Annotated in this window: 15 protein-coding genes; 12 read left to right on the forward strand and 3 right to left on the reverse strand. The window is 35.0% G+C overall.

Features of this window, described 5'->3' with window-relative positions:
• Position 1: 1 nt before the first annotated feature.
• From KF896_15090 to KF896_15135, 10 genes are all read left to right on the forward strand, one after another.
• Positions 2 to 847, forward strand: coding sequence for a Bro-N domain-containing protein (locus KF896_15090; GenBank protein MBX3045035.1), 846 nt, complete (start codon positions 2 to 4; stop codon positions 845 to 847).
• The gene (locus tag KF896_15095) at positions 847 to 3,414 is read left to right on the forward strand and encodes a DEAD/DEAH box helicase family protein (protein MBX3045036.1); all 2,568 of its coding nucleotides are present in this window, start codon (positions 847 to 849) and stop codon (positions 3,412 to 3,414) included. The genes KF896_15090 and KF896_15095 overlap by 1 nt, the downstream gene beginning before the upstream one ends.
• Before the next feature lie 176 nt (positions 3,415 to 3,590).
• On the forward strand, positions 3,591 to 4,364 hold the full coding sequence (locus tag KF896_15100; protein MBX3045037.1) for a class I SAM-dependent methyltransferase: 774 nt from the start codon (positions 3,591 to 3,593) through the stop codon (positions 4,362 to 4,364).
• A gap of 249 nt (positions 4,365 to 4,613) precedes the next feature.
• The gene (locus KF896_15105) at positions 4,614 to 5,159 is read left to right on the forward strand and encodes a hypothetical protein (protein MBX3045038.1); all 546 of its coding nucleotides are present in this window, start codon (positions 4,614 to 4,616) and stop codon (positions 5,157 to 5,159) included.
• Between the two features lie 31 nt (positions 5,160 to 5,190).
• The gene (locus KF896_15110; GenBank protein ID MBX3045039.1) at positions 5,191 to 5,931 is read left to right on the forward strand and encodes an outer membrane lipoprotein-sorting protein; all 741 of its coding nucleotides are present in this window, start codon (positions 5,191 to 5,193) and stop codon (positions 5,929 to 5,931) included.
• A gap of 18 nt (positions 5,932 to 5,949) precedes the next feature.
• Positions 5,950 to 7,188 carry an ABC transporter permease gene (locus KF896_15115; protein ID MBX3045040.1) on the forward strand — a complete coding sequence of 413 codons (1,239 nt, stop codon included), beginning with the start codon at positions 5,950 to 5,952 and terminating at the stop codon, positions 7,186 to 7,188.
• Positions 7,185 to 8,399, forward strand: coding sequence for an ABC transporter permease (locus tag KF896_15120; protein ID MBX3045041.1), 1,215 nt, complete (start codon positions 7,185 to 7,187; stop codon positions 8,397 to 8,399). The genes KF896_15115 and KF896_15120 overlap by 4 nt, the downstream gene beginning before the upstream one ends.
• Before the next feature lie 22 nt (positions 8,400 to 8,421).
• On the forward strand, positions 8,422 to 9,099 hold the full coding sequence (locus KF896_15125) for an ABC transporter ATP-binding protein (protein ID MBX3045042.1): 678 nt from the start codon (positions 8,422 to 8,424) through the stop codon (positions 9,097 to 9,099).
• Between the two features lie 107 nt (positions 9,100 to 9,206).
• Complete coding sequence (gene hydE, locus KF896_15130) at positions 9,207 to 10,292, forward strand: [FeFe] hydrogenase H-cluster radical SAM maturase HydE (protein MBX3045043.1); 1,086 nt, start codon at positions 9,207 to 9,209, stop codon at positions 10,290 to 10,292.
• A 155-nt stretch (positions 10,293 to 10,447) separates the two neighbouring features.
• Positions 10,448 to 12,688 carry a UvrD-helicase domain-containing protein gene (locus tag KF896_15135; protein MBX3045044.1) on the forward strand — a complete coding sequence of 747 codons (2,241 nt, stop codon included), beginning with the start codon at positions 10,448 to 10,450 and terminating at the stop codon, positions 12,686 to 12,688.
• Between the two features lie 169 nt (positions 12,689 to 12,857).
• On the opposite strand, the gene KF896_15140 is transcribed toward KF896_15135, so the two are convergent.
• Genes KF896_15140 through KF896_15150 form a run of 3 tightly spaced genes read right to left on the reverse strand, consistent with a single transcriptional unit; the run spans position 12,858 to position 16,596 of the window.
• Positions 12,858 to 14,753 carry a T9SS type A sorting domain-containing protein gene (locus KF896_15140; protein MBX3045045.1) on the reverse strand — a complete coding sequence of 632 codons (1,896 nt, stop codon included), beginning with the start codon at positions 14,751 to 14,753 and terminating at the stop codon, positions 12,858 to 12,860.
• A gap of 6 nt (positions 14,754 to 14,759) precedes the next feature.
• A complete protein-coding gene (locus tag KF896_15145) occupies positions 14,760 to 16,073 on the reverse strand; it encodes a T9SS type A sorting domain-containing protein (protein ID MBX3045046.1) in 1,314 nt (437 codons plus the stop codon).
• Between the two features lie 19 nt (positions 16,074 to 16,092).
• Entirely contained in the window at positions 16,093 to 16,596 is a 504-nt protein-coding gene (locus tag KF896_15150) for a hypothetical protein (protein ID MBX3045047.1), read from the reverse strand.
• A gap of 174 nt (positions 16,597 to 16,770) precedes the next feature.
• On the opposite strand from KF896_15150, the gene KF896_15155 reads away from it, so the two are divergent.
• Both KF896_15155 and KF896_15160 read left to right on the forward strand, forming a co-directional pair.
• Positions 16,771 to 16,977 (forward strand): hypothetical protein, encoded by a 207-nt coding sequence (locus tag KF896_15155; protein ID MBX3045048.1) that lies wholly within the window; start codon positions 16,771 to 16,773, stop codon positions 16,975 to 16,977.
• The gene (locus tag KF896_15160) at positions 16,962 to 17,351 is read left to right on the forward strand and encodes a type II toxin-antitoxin system VapC family toxin (protein ID MBX3045049.1); all 390 of its coding nucleotides are present in this window, start codon (positions 16,962 to 16,964) and stop codon (positions 17,349 to 17,351) included. The genes KF896_15155 and KF896_15160 overlap by 16 nt, the downstream gene beginning before the upstream one ends.
• Positions 17,352 to 17,427 lie beyond the last annotated feature (76 nt).

The following is a 17,427-nucleotide window of genomic DNA, read 5'->3' on the forward strand; positions in this document are numbered from 1 at the left end:
AATGGAGAATAAAACTTCAATCAGGATATTTCAAGACATAAAAGTCCGTTCTATTTGGAATGAAGATGTTGAGAAGTGGTATTTTTCAGTCATAGATATAGTTGCTGTTCTCACAGAACAAACAGATTATAAGAAAGCACAAAGCTATTGGACTACATTAAAAAGCCGACTTAAAAAGGAAGGAAGTGAGATTGTCACAAAATGTGACAAACTGAAATTAATGGCTGCCGATGGTAAAAAATATATGACAGATGTAGCTGATACAGAAACCATATTTCGATTGATACAATCTATTCCTTCTCCCAAAGCCGAACCCTTCAAGCTATGGATAGCCAAGGTAGCCCGCGAACGTATAGACGAAATAGAAGATCCCGAGATAGGCATAGAACGATTGATGGAAACGTATCTAAAAAAAGGATATAGCAAAGAGTGGATAAATCAACGGCTGAAAAGCATAGAAGTCCGCAAAGAGCTTACAGACGAATGGGATAGCAGAGGTGTAAAAAAAGGTCAGGAATATGCCATACTTACCGATGAAATTACTAAAGCTTGGAGTGGATTTTCTGTTAGACAATATAAGAACTTCAAAAATCTAAAAAAGGAAAATCTGAGAGACAATATGACCAACCTAGAATTGGTACTCAATATGTTGGCAGAAGCTACCACCACAGAAATCAGCAAAGAAAAAAAACCAAAAACTTTTGCTGAGAATAAAAAAATTGCCAATCAAGGAGGCACTATAGCAGGAAACACTAGAAAGGAAATCGAAGATAAAACAGGTAAAAAAGTAGTAACTAAATTGAATGCTAAAAATACTTTACCTCCTAAAAATAAAGAATTAGAATAATGGCGTTTTTGTATGACATATTGTTGCAGGAATTTGGTAAAAGAGCCATAGCACAAGTTACCGTTCCTAATCACATCACCGACAATTTAAAGCCTGGTTTTGGTCAACGACCTTATCAGATTGAAGCGTTTCAGCGTTTCATCCTTTGCGATTCGGAAGATTTTGAAGGCAAACCCAAAAGACCGTTTCACCTGCTTTACAACATGGCAACAGGAAGTGGAAAGACTTTGATAATGGCAGGTTTGATGTTGCACCTTTACCAAAAAGGCTATCGCAACTTTTTGTTTTTTGTAAACAGCAACAATATCATTCAGAAAACCAAAGACAATTTTCTCAATCCACAGGCTTCAAAATACTTGTTCAACGACAAAATTGTAATTGACGGAAAAGAAGTGCTAATCAAAGAGATTGACAACTTTGAAGAAGCCGACAATCAGAACATCAATTTGAAGTTTACCACCATTCAACAGCTTCATATTGACCTGAACAACACAAAAGAAAACAGCCTAACCTACGAAGATTTTAAGGACAAGAAATTGGTTTTGATTGCTGACGAAGCTCACCACTTGGTAGCAGGAACAAAATCGGGCAATATGTTAGGTAGTTGGGAAGACACCGTAAAGAAAATTCACGATTCCAATTTTGATAATATCTTGTTGGAGTTTACGGCAACTATTGACACCGAAACAGCGGAATTGGTAAAACACTATCAAGACAAGGTAATTTTCAAATACGACCTTGCCGAGTTTCGTAAAGACAAGTATTCTAAAGAAATCAACCTAATTCGTTCATTATATGACGAGCAAGAAAGAATCATTCAGGCGTTGATTTTGAATTTGTATCGTCAGGAATTGGCAACTTCAAACAATATCAATTTGAAGCCTGTAATTCTGTTTAAAGCCAAAAAGACAATCAAGGAATCAGAGCAGAACAAAGAGAACTTCCACAAACTGATTGATGATTTTTCGGTGGCAATGGTAGAGAAAATTCAAAAAACTTCTACTGTTGCAATTGTTCAAAAGGCTTTCCGATTTTTTGAAACCAAAGGCATTTCAGCCAACGAAATAGTAAAACGCATTCAATCCAATTTCAGATTTGAAAATTGCCTAAGTGCCAACAATGACGCAGAAGCCGAGCAAAACCAAATATTGCTCAATACATTAGAAGATGAAAACAACCCAATCCGTGCCGTTTTTGCCGTTCAAAAGCTGAACGAAGGTTGGGACGTTTTGAATTTATTTGACATTGTCAGATTGTATGAAGGACAAAATACAGGTGGCACTAATAATACTGTGGGCAAAACCACACTTTCAGAAGCCCAGTTAATTGGTCGTGGTGCGAGATACTTTCCTTTTGCATTAGAACAAGGACAGGACAAGTACATCCGTAAATTTGACGATGATATTTCTAATGACCTGAAAACTTTGGAAGAATTGTATTACCATACCAAAGAAGATAGTCGTTATATATCAGAGTTGAAGAAAGCACTTGTTGATTCAGGTATTTATGAAGATGACGAAAACCTTGTAACCAAACAACTGTCTTTGAAATTAGACTTTAAGCAATCTGATTTTTATCTTGACGGTCACGTTGTTTTCAACAAGAAAATTCCTAAGAGTTTTGATAACATAAAATCATTTGCTGATTTAGGAGTTAAGAAAGCCAACTACCGACACACTTTATCTTCGGGAGTTGGCAGAATGTCTTTAGCAATGGGTTTTGAGATGGAAAATCCACCTGCCGAATACGAAATAATAAAATCCAAGGACGTAAAATTGACTGAACTTCCAAAACATACCATCCGTTTTGCATTAAGCCAAAACCCGTTTTTCTATTTCGTCAGCTTGTCACAGTACTTCCCAAGCGTTGGTTCGCTTTCAAATTTCATTGACAGCACAGACTTTTTAGCAGGTTTAGAAATCACATTTAGCGGACCGGCTAACAGACTGAAAGAGATTAACCATTTCGACTACTTGCAAGCACTCAACGGACTTTTGCAAAACATTGAAGCAGACATAAAGAACAACTCGACAGAATACGAAGGTTCAGACTATATCAAAGAACCTATTCACAAAGTTTTCAAAGATAAAGAAATCAAGGTTTACAAAGACAGCGAACGAGCAGACGGACAGGAAGCATTGGTAGCCAACGAACCTTGGTATGTTTACAACGCCAACTATGGAACAAGTGAAGAAAAGAAATTTGTAGAACTGTTTGCCAGAAGATTTGAAGGACTGAATCAGAAGTTTGAAAACATTTACTTATTCCGAAATGAAAGAGAAATTAAAATCTTCGACAAACTCGGACGAGCCTTTGAACCCGACTTTTTACTTTTCTGCAAACAGCGTGACGGTGAACAAATAACTTTTCAGGTTTTCATTGAGCCGAAAGGAAATCATTTGTTAGGCCACGACAAATGGAAAGAAGACTTTTTGAAAGAAATCAGAACTGAACATAAGACTATCGAAATCCACACGGACACATATTTGATAACAGCCGTTCCGTTCTACAATTACAACAACGAAAACGAATTTAAAACGACATTAGAAAACACATTAAACGAATAGAAATGCCAACGCTCAACAGCGTGTATAAGAAATAGCGGGTTTCAGTGTTAAATCGAAGGTCTGTGCTATTAAGGAACATTGTGCTAAACGGAAAGAAAAGTTATTTGATCCCGCCTTCGCAAAGCGGCAAAACGTTAGGAAAAATATTTAGAATAAAGTAAAAAAAAGTACAAAAAATGGAAAATGAAAACAAATCAATTCACGAATTTGACATCAATTTAATTTGTGAATATTTCCTTGAATTAGAAAGACAAGGACCCGGCAGTCAGGAAACAACTCTTAAAGCTTTAAGTTTTATAGACAATCTTAAAGATGACTCACAAATAGCAGATATTGGATGTGGGACAGGAGGTCAAACTATAACTCTTGCCCAAAACTCCAAAGGTAATATTGGTGGCATTGACCTGTTCCCAGACTTTATTGAAAAGTTGAATGAAAATGCTTCAAATCACAATTTGCAAAACAGAGTTAAAGGAATTGTGGGGTCAATGGATAAACTTACATTTAATAATGAAGAGTTAGACCTTATTTGGTCAGAAGGTGCAATTTATAACATTGGCTTTAAAAGAGGTCTAAAAGAATGGTATAAATTCTTAAAAAAAGGTGGATATATTGCCATTACTGAAGCTTCGTGGTTTACAACCGAGAGACCCAAAGAAATTGAAGAATTTTGGATGGATGCTTATCCTGAAATTGATACAATCCCAAATAAAGTGGGTCAACTTCAAGAAGCAGATTTTATTCCGGTAGCAACATTTATACTTAAAGAAAATTGCTGGACAGACAATTATTATGTTCCTCAGGTCAAAACGCAAGAGCTGTTTTTGAAAAAATATAAAGGGAATAAAGCTGTTGAGGACTTAATTGCAATTCAAATCCATGAGGCACAATTATATTCTAAGTATAAGGATTACTATGGTTATGTTTTTTACATTGGACGCAAAATATAGTATATTACTTTGCCCAACACTGGTTTTGCGTTATGCGGAGTAACGTGCAAACTTGGAGCTTTGTGCTTGGTTGATAGTGAAGTGCTCAGAAAAACCGTACGAATACCTAACCACAGAACATTAGGCATATCAATAATTGAAAGTCCAAATGATTATAGAAAAATTATCCTTTTGTCGAAATTTTCTTTTGAAACATTTTAAAATAATTATCGTTAATAATATTGTTAACGATACAAACTGAGAAAAACTATGATAAAGGAAAAAAAGGATAAAGCCAATGAAGTCATAAGTAGCGTGGAAGACTATCTTATTGGAGAATTTGGCAATTTCTATGAGCAGATGGGTGGCAAGAATCTGTATGGCAGGATTTTCGGGCTTTTACTATCAAAGACCCAGCCTGTATCACTTAAAGATATTTCTGCCAGACTTCAGGTATCGAAACCTGCTGTAAGTACTACTGCCCAAACAGGTGCTTATATGGAGGTATTCAAAAAGGTATATATGTCTGATTTTCCGAGAGAAGACTTCTATACAGTTAGCATTGACTTTCTGCAAACTCTTATCAAGCCGGGCGTAATCAAAATCTCAATGCTAAGCGAAAAATTCTCTAAAGCATGCTTGATGATAAGCGAAAATTATCCTGATTATGACAGCAATCCCGAACTAAAAGATCTTTATAACAGAGTTTGCTATATTAAGCAGGCATTATTAATATTTATTGAAGAATATGACAAGTTTGGAGAGAAAGTAAAGGAAAGAATCAGCAAGGAGCTAAGAATTCATAATATTAACTAATTTTTAAATAATCAATTTTTAATAAAGTAAAATGAAAAGTATATTATTATCGAGTATTATTTTTATGAGTTCAGTGATGGCTATGAGTGCCGCTGATGTCTATGAAATTCTCAAGCAGGCAGAGAATAAATTTAAGGGCGAGACTTCGCAGGGTAAGTTCACTATGATAGTAACAACTCCCGATTATACAAGAACTCTCAAAATGGAAAGCTATAACAAAGGTAATGATAAAGCTCTTGTCATCATTACATCACCTGCAAAAGAAGCCGGAAACAAAACTCTTAAAATTGGCAAGGAGCTTTGGACTTATTTGCGTTCAACAGAAACAACTATGAAACTGCCACCTTCGATGATGCTGCAATCATGGAATGGTTCTGACCTGACAAATGATGATTTGGTAAGAGAGTCCTCACTTTATGATGATTATGATTTAAAATACCTTTTTGATGAGAAAATCGGCACTGAGCTATGCTGGAAGATAGAACTCAAGCCAAAGCCCGATGCGCCTGTTGTTTGGGGAAGAATATATTACTGGGTCAGACAATCTGATTTTAATCCTGCTTTGGTTCAATATTATGAAGAAAACGGGGAACTTATAAGGTCAATGAAATTTGGTGAAATAAAAAATATTGACGGGAGAATGATTCCAAGTAAGTGGATTATTACAAACGAAAAGAAAAAGGGTCACAAAACTGAATTTATTTATGATGACGTAAAGCTGGACAAAGCAATTCCGGACAGAATTTTCTCATTCAGGGAACTTGAAAAATAATATATAATCAGGTAAATTATGTTTCTAATATTGAAAATTGCATGGCGAAATATCTGGAGAAATTGGAGAAGGTCAATTTTAACTATTTTAGCAGTAATATTTGCCGCTTTTTTTATCACATTGATGAAAGGTATACAAAAAGGTACTTTTGATATGAATATCAAAAATACACTTGAATTATTCACCGGATATATGCAGATTCAGAAAGATGGTTATCAAGACAATCCTACGCTAAACAAAGCATTTTCGATGGACCTTGAAATGCTTGGTACACTCCAAGGCAATTCAAAAATTAAAGGATTTTCTCCCAAGATAACAGCATTTGGCTTAATAGGATATGAAAATAATTCACTTGGAGCCGCTATTTTCGGAATTGACCCAAGTCGCGAGCTACTTTACTCAAATATCGGCTCACGTTTGAGAAAAGGTACATTCCTTAATGATGCAAATATAAATGATATAGTAATCGGCGATAGAATGATTAAGAATCTTGGTGCTTCAATCGGTGATACTGTTGTTATTCTTACGCAGGCTTTTGATGGTTCGACAGGTAATCAGAAGTTTGTTATTTCCGGTATTTTTAAATTTGGCTCTAACGAGCTCGATGGCATGACTGTGTTTATGCATATTTCAGCTGCAAACGAACTACTAGCGATGAATAACAAAATAAATACTATATCACTATTCCTTCATAAAATTGAAGATATACCTGAAGTAAAAAAAGAACTTGATGAACTTATGGAAAAGAAAGCTCATCTTGGATTAGTCTTATTGCCATGGGACGATATACTTGTTGACCTGAAGCAAACTATTGATATGAAAATTATATCAGAGTTTTTTTACGTTGGAATACTTGTAATGATAGTCGGATTCGGGATATTAAATACCGTACTGATGTCTATTACAGAGAGATTTCGGGAATTTGGTGTAATGATAGCTCTTGGAACAAAAAATTATATTCTAGTATCAGCAGTATTTATCGAGACTATGATGCTTACGGCAATTGGTTTAATATTTGGATTTGCTGCAGGATACGGAGCGAATTTATACATAGTTAATAATCCAATCATTCTGCCCGGAGCATTTACAGAGCTTTACCAGGAATTAGGGTTTCTGCCTGAAATTCATTCATCGTTATCAAGCGATATTTTTATTTATACAGGTATAATTATATTGGTGGTTGCGGTAGTAGTTTTTATTTATCCTGCATACAGATTGAGCAAACTCACAGCTCTAAAAGGAATAAGATACACATGATATTTACAATTGCAAGAAGAAATTTATGGAGAAACAGGCGCCGCACACTTATTGTTATATCATCAGTGATAGCAGGCGTAGTAGCTATAATTCTTAATGACAGTGTTGGCAACGGAATTGTAAGTCAGATGCTGGATAATCAGATTAATCTGCATACATCGCATATCCAGATTCATCAAAATGGATTTAATGAAAATAAAAGTATCCAAGCAGTTTTACCAGATCCCAATTTCGTTGAGGATATTCTAAATCAAAATTCCAATATAGCAACATATAGCAAACGGACAATTGCATTTGGTTTGCTAAATAGTGCAAACTCTTCAGCAGGAGCTACCTTTGTTGGAATTGAGCCGGAAGCAGAATCAAAAATAACAAGCATAAAAAGTTCCATTATTGAAGGAAAGTATCCTGAAATCGGAAAAAGAGATATTCTCATCGGTAAGAAAATGGCGGAAAAGCTCGAAGTTGAAGTTGGTGGAAAAATTGTTGCCGTTACAAATTCTTCTGATGGGAATGTAAACAGCGAACTTTTCAGAGTATCAGGAATCTTTCGTGCCGGTAGCTCAGATTTTGAGAATTCAAATATTTATATTCCTTATGATTTTGCTGAAAATCTCCTTGAATTAGGAGGGAGTTTTCACGAGTTTGCAATTGTTACTAATTCTAAAGAAGATATTGAGATAATAAAAACGCAATTATCTGATTCTTTGGGCGATGAATATGAAATTCTAAGCTACAGAGATTTACTGCCATTAATAGTTTCCTATATTGAAGCATACAAAAGCACGATAATTATTTTTTATATAATAATCGGATTGGCAGTACTTTTTGGAATTATTAATACTATGCTGATGTCTGTATTTGAGAGAGTACAGGAATTTGGAGTTTTGATGGCGATTGGTATGAAGAATAAAAAAATATATTTAATGGTTGTACTCGAATCGTTGGTAATTGGTGTAATCGGAAGTATATTTGGCTTCATTATCGGAATGGCGATATATCTTATAATATCAAATACAGGCATAGACCTCAGGGCTTTTTCAGAAAGTCTTGAAAGTATGGGCTTGAGTGCAATAATTTTCCCGTCAGTTAATTTGAAGCTGATAATAAATTCAATGCTTGTAATGCCGGTTACTTCAGTTATCGGAGCACTTTATCCGGCGTATAAAGCAATAAAATTACAACCAACAGATGCAATACGTTATGTCTAATCAATCTAAAAATGAGAAAAAAATGGAATTAATCAATATTGAAAATGTAAAAAAAGTTTATAATTCAGGAGAAATTTCAGTAAACGCTCTTCGCGGTATAAATCTGAAGATAAATGAAGGTGAATTCCTTGTTATAGCAGGCGAGTCAGGTTCCGGTAAGACAACACTGCTCAATATTATCGGCACTCTTGATGTGCCTACAGAAGGAACAATTAGTCTTAACGGTGAAGAAATCAGCAAAAAAACTACTGAGGAGCTGTCTGAGTTGAGATTGAACAAATTAGGTTTTATATTTCAAGCATATAACCTCATTCCGGTTTTAACAGCTATGGAAAATATTGAATTTACAATGATGCTGAAAGGTATTCCTGAATCCGTCAGACGTGAGAAAGCGCTAACTGTAATGAATGAGCTCGGAATAGGCGAGCTTGCAAATAAAAGACCAAACGAAATGTCCGGCGGACAGCAACAAAGAGTAGCAGTAGCTCGGGCAATAGTCAATGACCCGCTTATCGTACTTGCTGATGAACCTACAGCCAATCTCGATTCCAAATCCGGCGAGAATTTGCTTGATTTGATGCAGAAAATGAATCGTGAGAAAAATATTACTTTCATATTTTCTTCTCACGACAACAAAGTCATGAATCGCGCAAGCAGGCTGATTACTCTTACAGACGGACTCATTGTCAGCGAGAAGTGATATTATTTATTCATGATTGTAAATAAATATATTTTTTGAAGTACTACGGATTACAATTTGCCGTTTAAAAAATCGTTACCTTATTTTTACTCTAAACGCTGAAAACAATGGCTATTGAAGCAATACTAAGCAAAAACGAACTTGATAAATATGACATAATTGAACTTCTGAAATCTGATTTTGATGAGCGTAATAAGCTCTATAAATTTGCTTCAGAAATCAAATCAAAATATGTCGGCAGAAAGACTTTTTTCAGAGGACTCATAGAATTTTCGAATAAATGCTCAAAGAACTGTCTCTATTGTGGCATCAGACGTGGCAATAGAAATGTTACACGATATGATTTGAGCGACGATGAGATTCTCAAGTCAGTACAATTTGCCATTGATAATAATTATGGCTCAGTAGTACTTCAGGGAGGTGAACTTGAAAACCCCAAACATACTGACAGAATTGAAAGTCTGATTAAAGAAATGATGATTCTGAGCGACTGGAAATTAGGCATTACTTTATCATTAGGTGAGCAGTCTTATGAAACTTACAAAAAGTGGATTGAGGCAGGAGCAAAAAGATATCTCCTGAGAATTGAATCTTCAAATAAGGAATTGTACTATGAGATTCATCCAAAAGACAAACTCCATGATTTCGACCGACGGCTGGAATGTCTGAAAATTCTTAAAGAATTAAATTATCAGGTTGGAACGGGAGTAATCGTTGGACTCCCGGGACAGTCACTTGAGCACCTTGCAGATGATTTGTTGTTTATGAAAAATTTTGACATTGATATGTGCGGGATGGGTCCCTATCTTGAGCATCAGGACACTCCATTGTTTAAAAAAAAGGATGAGCTGATTCCGCTTGAAGACAGGTTTAACCTTACACTTAAAATGATATCTATTTTACGGATAATGATGAAAGACATAAATATAGCAGCTTCAACCGCAATGCAGTCAATTGATAAATTCGGGAGGGAAAAGGCTCTAAAAGCCGGTGCCAATATTATCATGCCTAATATTACTCCCGGTAGTTTCCGTGATTACTACAAACTCTATGAAAATAAACCCTGCACCGACGAGGAAGCCGACGATTGTCTCAATTGTATGGAAATTCGAATTACTATCGCGGGCGATGAAATCGGCTTAAGTGAGCACGGAGATTCACCGCACTTTTTGAAAAAGCAAAACAATAATTAGAAATAAATTTTCTGAAAGTAGAATATGCATTAATTGGAGATTTTTTTAATATATCATCATCTGTTTCGAGGATTTTTATTAAAAGAATTATCAATATTTCCTCAACTCGCCAAAAAATGGTATTTTTAAAGATTTGAAAATTACGATAACCAGAAATGTTTGAAAATATAAATTCTCATCAAAACGATATTCTAAAAGATTTGAATCCTGCTCAAAAGGAAGCTGTCGAGGCTCTCAACGGTCCGGTGCTTATAATAGCAGGTGCCGGTAGTGGTAAAACAAAAGCCCTTACTCACCGCATTGCTAATCTTATATTCAGCGGCGTCAAGCCCAATAATATTCTTGCACTCACCTTTACAAATAAAGCTGCAAGCGAGATGAAAGAGCGTATTTCGAATCTTGTATCGTGGGAGAAAGCAAGATATATCTGGGCTGGAACTTTCCATTCTGTATTTGCACGTATTCTTCGCTCTGAAGCCACTCAGATTGGGTATACTCCCGATTTTTCAATTTATGATACTGATGATTCCAATTCACTAATCAAAAAGAGCATCGCAAAATTAAATTTACAGAACCAAAAGCTGCTTGCAAGTAATATCCGCTCAAGAATATCAAATCTAAAGAATAAACTTACTACCTATACCGAATTTGCCGGTAAAGCAAGTACTTCAGATGAAAAAGTCATCGCAGCAATATACAGAGAATACGAAAAGCAGCTAAAAGACAGCAATGCTATGGATTTCGATGATTTGCTGATTAATATGATTGTACTTCTTCGCAAGTCAAAGGAAATTTTACAGAAGTATCAGAATCTATTTAAATATATACTAATTGATGAATATCAGGATACTAACCGCGCACAATATATTGTTGTTAGTCTGCTTGGGGCAGCACATCAGAATATTTGTGTAGTCGGTGATGATGCGCAAAGTATATATCGCTGGAGGGGAGCTGATATTACAAATATTCTGGATTTCAAGAACGCATATCCTTATGCTAAAGTAATCAAACTCGAGCAGAATTACCGCTCAACTAAGACTATTCTTAAAGCCGCAGACTGTATCATTAAACGAAATAAAAATCAGCTACAAAAACAACTTTGGACTGAAAACCCTGTCGGTGAACTAATTAATATCAAGCAGTGCGCTGACGACCGTGAAGAAGCTTTTCGTATCAGCTCAATTATTCAATCAGAAACTATCGCAAAAAGGAAATTGAATGATGTAGCTGTTCTATACAGGACAAATGCCCAGTCACTTGCAATCGAAAATTCGCTGCGAGCTAAAAATATTCCTTATATAATTGTGGGTGGGATTTCATTTTACAAAAGAAAGGAAATTAAGGATGTCCTGGCGTATATAACACTTCTAATAAATCCAAGTGACAACGAAGCATTTATGCGTGCTGTAAATGAGCCACCTCGCGGAATAGGGCAGACTTCGCTAAGGCATCTGAGTCTTTACGCAGAACTTAATCAGATTTCACTTCTTGAGGCTTGCCGATATGCAACATCTGTAGCTGAAATAAAAGGGAAAGCCGGAACATCGGCTGTTGAATTTTATAATATGGTTGGTAAATATTCTGAAGAATTACAAAGTGAAAAATCTGATTCTGTGATTCGCAACTTTTTGGATGATTGCGGCATTATGACAATGTATTCTGAAATTGGCTCTGAAGAATCATTCGACAAGTTGAATAATATCAATCAGCTTCTGGTGGATTTCTCCACATTCCTGAAAGATAATCCCGAAGCCGGGATTTCAGAATATTTGCAGCAAATATCGTTGGTGTCGGATATTGATGAGAAAGACTTAAAGGGTAATTCCGTTACTCTTATGACTATTCACGCCGCAAAAGGATTGGAATTCAAAACTGTAATCATTTCAGGTCTTGAAAAGGGGCTTTTCCCGCTTGAGAGGGATAAATTATCAGTAGAAGAAGAGGAGGAAGAGCGTCGCTTATTTTATGTGGCAGTTACAAGAGCCATGGAAAAACTTTTTATTACTTATGCCGTTCGTCGTGCAAGATTCGGAGATACTTCAGTTCAGTATCCATCGAAATTTTTGAATGAAATTCCGAGAGAACTTACTACGATGCAGCAATCCACCGGTTTGAATATCCAAAATTTCACAAGTTCACAACCGAAAACTCCTCAAAAACCAGCAAAACCAAGTTACAACGAATATAGCCAAATTCCGCATGAAGAATCATACTCTCAAATGCCTGTAAGCGATACAGAACTAAGACCCGGCGACAGAGTGCACCATGCTAATTTCGGAAAAGGGCAAATTATCAACATTGACGGCTTTGGACAGCAGAGAAAGGCTCAGGTGAAATTTGATTCAATCGGAATTAAATCACTAATGCTTCAATTTGCAAAATTGGATAAATTGTAATTTTGTATCAAAAATTTTATAAGTTATTTTTAAAATATCAGCCAAACGAATTCAGAGCAGTAAAGAGCAATATGATTCAAAAAGAATTTAATACCAACAAAGGGCTGAAGCCCTTTGTTGCGAAGACGGATTTAACTTTCAACTCTATAACATTCAACATTTTACTAACTCACATTTTCACAAACTTTTCTACCTTATTGCCAATCCGAATGAAATACACTCCTGCGGGGAGGTGGGAAACATCAATTTTTAGTAGGTCAATCATCCCTGATTGACTATTATTGTTCGAATCATTGACAATCAGGAATGATTGTCCTACCTCAATTCCCAACATATCAAATATCTGCACTTGAACAGATGGTCTCCACTTTGAAAGTGGAGTCCATCTATCTAACGCTATTACAATATAATCTCTTGCAGGATTTGGATTTATCCTGATTCCCCTGTCTTCACCGCTCTCCCAAACGCTGGTGGTTGATGTACCCGTGAACTTCAAATCTGTTGTGTCGCCTGTGATGAGATTTATTGTGTGATATGCAGGTGAATATGAATAACCCTCGGTAATTGGAGTTAAGTCATATTGTCGTCTGGATTCTATTCGTGGAAAATGAAACTTACCACTACTTTCTGAAACAGCTGTACTATCTGCAACTTTGAAAGTTATATCTGCAATACCTTTGCCTTCTGTATCAAGTACATAACCACTTGCTGAATAGAATGTGCGAAGGTCAATTGCGTTAAAATCAAAACTACTTGTATCGCCTGTCAGTTCGATATCATATTGTAAAGGTTCATAATCAAATGGTTTGTAGAAATATGTTTGGTTAACGCCATCATAATGTTTGTTCAAGGCTCTTAAAATATAATTTCCGGCTTTCACTTTTGTAAACTTGTAATACCCCAAACTATCTGTCATGGTAACTCTAAAACCAATTGATACTGGTATGCCCGGCTGACCCTTTTCACCTTCCCAAACTCTGCCACTTATAGTGTAAATATGTTCGGGACCCGGAGCTAAGTTATCTTCTTTTAATCTGTGTATATACCCATTGTAAGCTGCTATAATTGGCATACTCCCGGCATATCTTACAATCATTGTAGGGGGACTACTCTCCCCTCCACCTAATTGTGGTGGTAATTTATTTTCATATTGCCAGGATTCTCCTCCGTCATAAGTATATAGAATCTTTCCAAACTGACCGACACAGATTCCGGTCAAACTATCTTTAAATGCAATGCTTTGTAATCCAAATGGATTGTTATAAAAATGTTTGGCAACCGTCGTTGATAAATTTAAAACCCTTCTCCAGTTCTTGCCGCCGTCTGTGCTTTTGTAAATGGCATCATGACCGGAACCACCACTGATATTATCACTTTTTCCACAAATAAACATAAGACTATCAGAAAAATAACAAAAATCATTAATTGTAAATGGTTTATCAATCAAATGTAATTCAAATTTTAGTGTGTTGATGTTTATTTTAAGAAAATATTTTTGATTTAATTTTAATTCTGAAAAAGCCATAATGCAAATTGAATCATTTATAAATCTTGGTGAATAAGCGTTACCATAGGGCATTTCATTTAAATTATCAAATGATTTCCAACCATTTCTTGTAATAAACTGACCGTTACTTACTATTCCAATATTTTCATTATACATCGAAATTGAAGCCCTAAAATAGTCAATATCATCTAAAGCACGTTTTTCAAATGATAAACCACTATTATTTGAAATGTAAATAGAATTTTTTTGTCCTGTACGTAGTACTAAAAAAAAGTTGTTACTATCAGGACAACTGAAGCTACTATTTGTTTCTATCCAATGGTTATTTAGAAAAATGGAACTATGTAAAACCCAATTCTTACCCTGATCAGAAGTTTTGAAAATTTTTATGGGGTCCTCATCCAGAGTATTATGAGTTACTACGTAAAAGTTGTTACTATCAGGACATTCAATTGATTCTGGTAGTTCATTAAATTTATAAAATACTTCATCCCAGATATTCTGGGATGAAGCAGTATAACATGAAAAAATCAGCATTATTACAAAATATTTTATCATATTTTCTTACCTAATGATAATTACTTTTTCTGTCTTGTGATAAATACCATCAATCATGATATTTACGAAATAAACGCCTGAAATTAAAGTTTGAACAGGTAACTGATAATAATTTTTACCTTTATTCAATTTATCTGTATTACTTATCAACTCCTGCCCTTGTATGCTGAAAAGTGAGAATTTAATCTCTTTACTATCAGGTATTCCGGATATGATTTCAAAATGAATGATATCACTGTAATTGAACATCATCAAATTAACATCATCAGAAATACTGATATTTCTCATTTCATACATATTATCCTCTGTAGCTTGTTTCCCGGAATATGAATTTTCGGATATACCAAACATCCAGTCACAACGATTGATACAGTTAGCAGAATCCAGTTTGAAATGAAATGATGCTGAACCCGGGCTGCCGGCGCCTCCGCCTCCACCACCAACAAATGGACCTCTTAAAAAATAATGTTGAGACAACTGACAATCAGTAATTAGTGTACTTCCACCTGAAATTGTATCAACAGATATGTAATCGGGGTTGGGTGGATCAGAAAATCTACAAACGACCAATCCTACATAACAACATTCAGAGCTATCGCAGGGTACAGTAATTTCATATTGTCTCGGAAGTGTATCATTGCTTATAATGTTTATGCCATACGACTTAATATATGTAGCCCAACATGATGATTGAACAACTCGCCAGGTGGAGTCACAACTACCATCAGCATCTTCTGGGTCAAATCCCATACTATTTTGAAGTATAGCTTTTAACAATATCCTTTTTTGAATTTCATCAGTAGAAACAGTACATAGATCACAAGCAGTTGAATCCGGGTAACCGTAAGAAATGAAGTATTCAATTTGAATATCTTGTTTATCATTACAAGTATTCTGTCTTGTTTGATACCTGGCAAAAACTTTACAATTTGGGCATTCATCAATATCTAAATTCAAAGACCTTTTGTCCCATTCTACAGAATCGCAATCATCTTCACACTGTTCTGGATTTAGTTCGATGTTGCAATAGAGTGATTTAATTATTCTACAAGGAGTTGTATCGTTTATGCCACGATATAAATACAAAGTATCTGCACGGTATTCACCTTTTTCCAAACAATTAAATGGTGAATATGTATAATTTGTTACAATCCCATTTTGAGGTAAAAGCGTCTTTCCGGGTATTGAATTTAGAGAATATGACCTGTAACAATCATAGAATTCAGGTATATTGATATTCGCATTAACTTCGCATTTATCCTCACCGCATGGGGATTCAGCAGTACCCTCAGTAACCGTTACTTCAAACCAATCCTGCATAATTGAATCCGGCGGACAATCACACGAACAGGAAGGCAATTGTATTTATCATCAAGTCTCTACCATTTGGAAGTCCGCGGTTTTTCAATGTCCAAGTATTTCCTAAATCTGTGGATATATAAACTCCACTATCTATGCTACCCGAAACTGTACCATAGAGATTGTTCCCGTCTGTAAATATTTCTGAAATTCCATACATAGGTAGTCCGTTATTTCTGGGCATCCAAGTTTTTCCTAAATCTGTGGATAAAATTAATCCAACAGATATTGAGCTAAGGTAAACTGTATTATTTAGTACAAATGCACTAATTATATTATATTTATTAGTTCCATCAGACAAAAGTTTCCATGTATTTCCTTTGTCAAAAGAAATTTTTGGTTCCTCATCAACTATTATTATGGTATCTCCTAAAGGGAAAACTTTCTTAATATCCGGCTCGCTTCGCCAGCCGGTTAATTTCCAATCCGAGAAGGAATAATAATAAGTTGATAAAAGAATTATGAGTATCAAGTACTTTTTCATAGTCTCAATTCCAGAAATCTTTTTTACAAATTGGCAACAGCCTGTATTATATAGACACATTAACATCGAAAACGTTACAAAACAAGTAAAAAATACTTAATATTCTCAAAAAAAAAAATATATCAGAATAATAAGCGTATTTACTTTAAGTTGTTTAATTAAAGGTAAATATTTATGAATACACTGACAATCGAAATAATTGATAGCATGGCAATTAATGAATTAAAGGAAATGGAATTGAGAAATTTGATTAAGTTAAATTATTGTGAAAAAAGTCCCATCCAAACATCCAATATATTTTGGGGTAAAATTTCAGAAAAAACAGCTAAGGAACTTAATAACCATGTTGAAAATTCGAGATTAGAATGGTCGACTACTTGATTGACACTAATATTATCGCTGACTATTTGGGAGCAAGATTACCAGTAGAATGTCTTGAAAAGATAGATAAAATTATGGGTTCAAACCCTTACACGTCAGTTATTTGTAAGATAGAAACTTTATCATTCAATTTTCCGAATGATGAACTTATTTATGCAGAGTCGTTTTTTAATTATTTATCAGTTCTGGATTTATCAGACGATATTGTGCGTCAAACTATAAATATCAGACGTAACAAAAAAATAAAAACTCCCGATGCAATTATTGCATCAACAGCTATAGTGAAAAATTTGATTCTTGTAACACGAAACACAAAGGATTTTGAAGATATTCAAAATTTACAACTATATAATCCTTGGATACAAACGAACTAAGTTTTTCATAATTTAATCACTTCGTATTCATAATAATTGTTCTGAAAAATGTATTTATTCTCGCCAGTTGTTATAT

The sequence above is a fragment of the Ignavibacteriota bacterium genome, assembly GCA_019637995.1.
Lineage (GTDB): Bacteria > Bacteroidota > Ignavibacteria > Kapaibacteriales > UBA2268 > JANJTB01.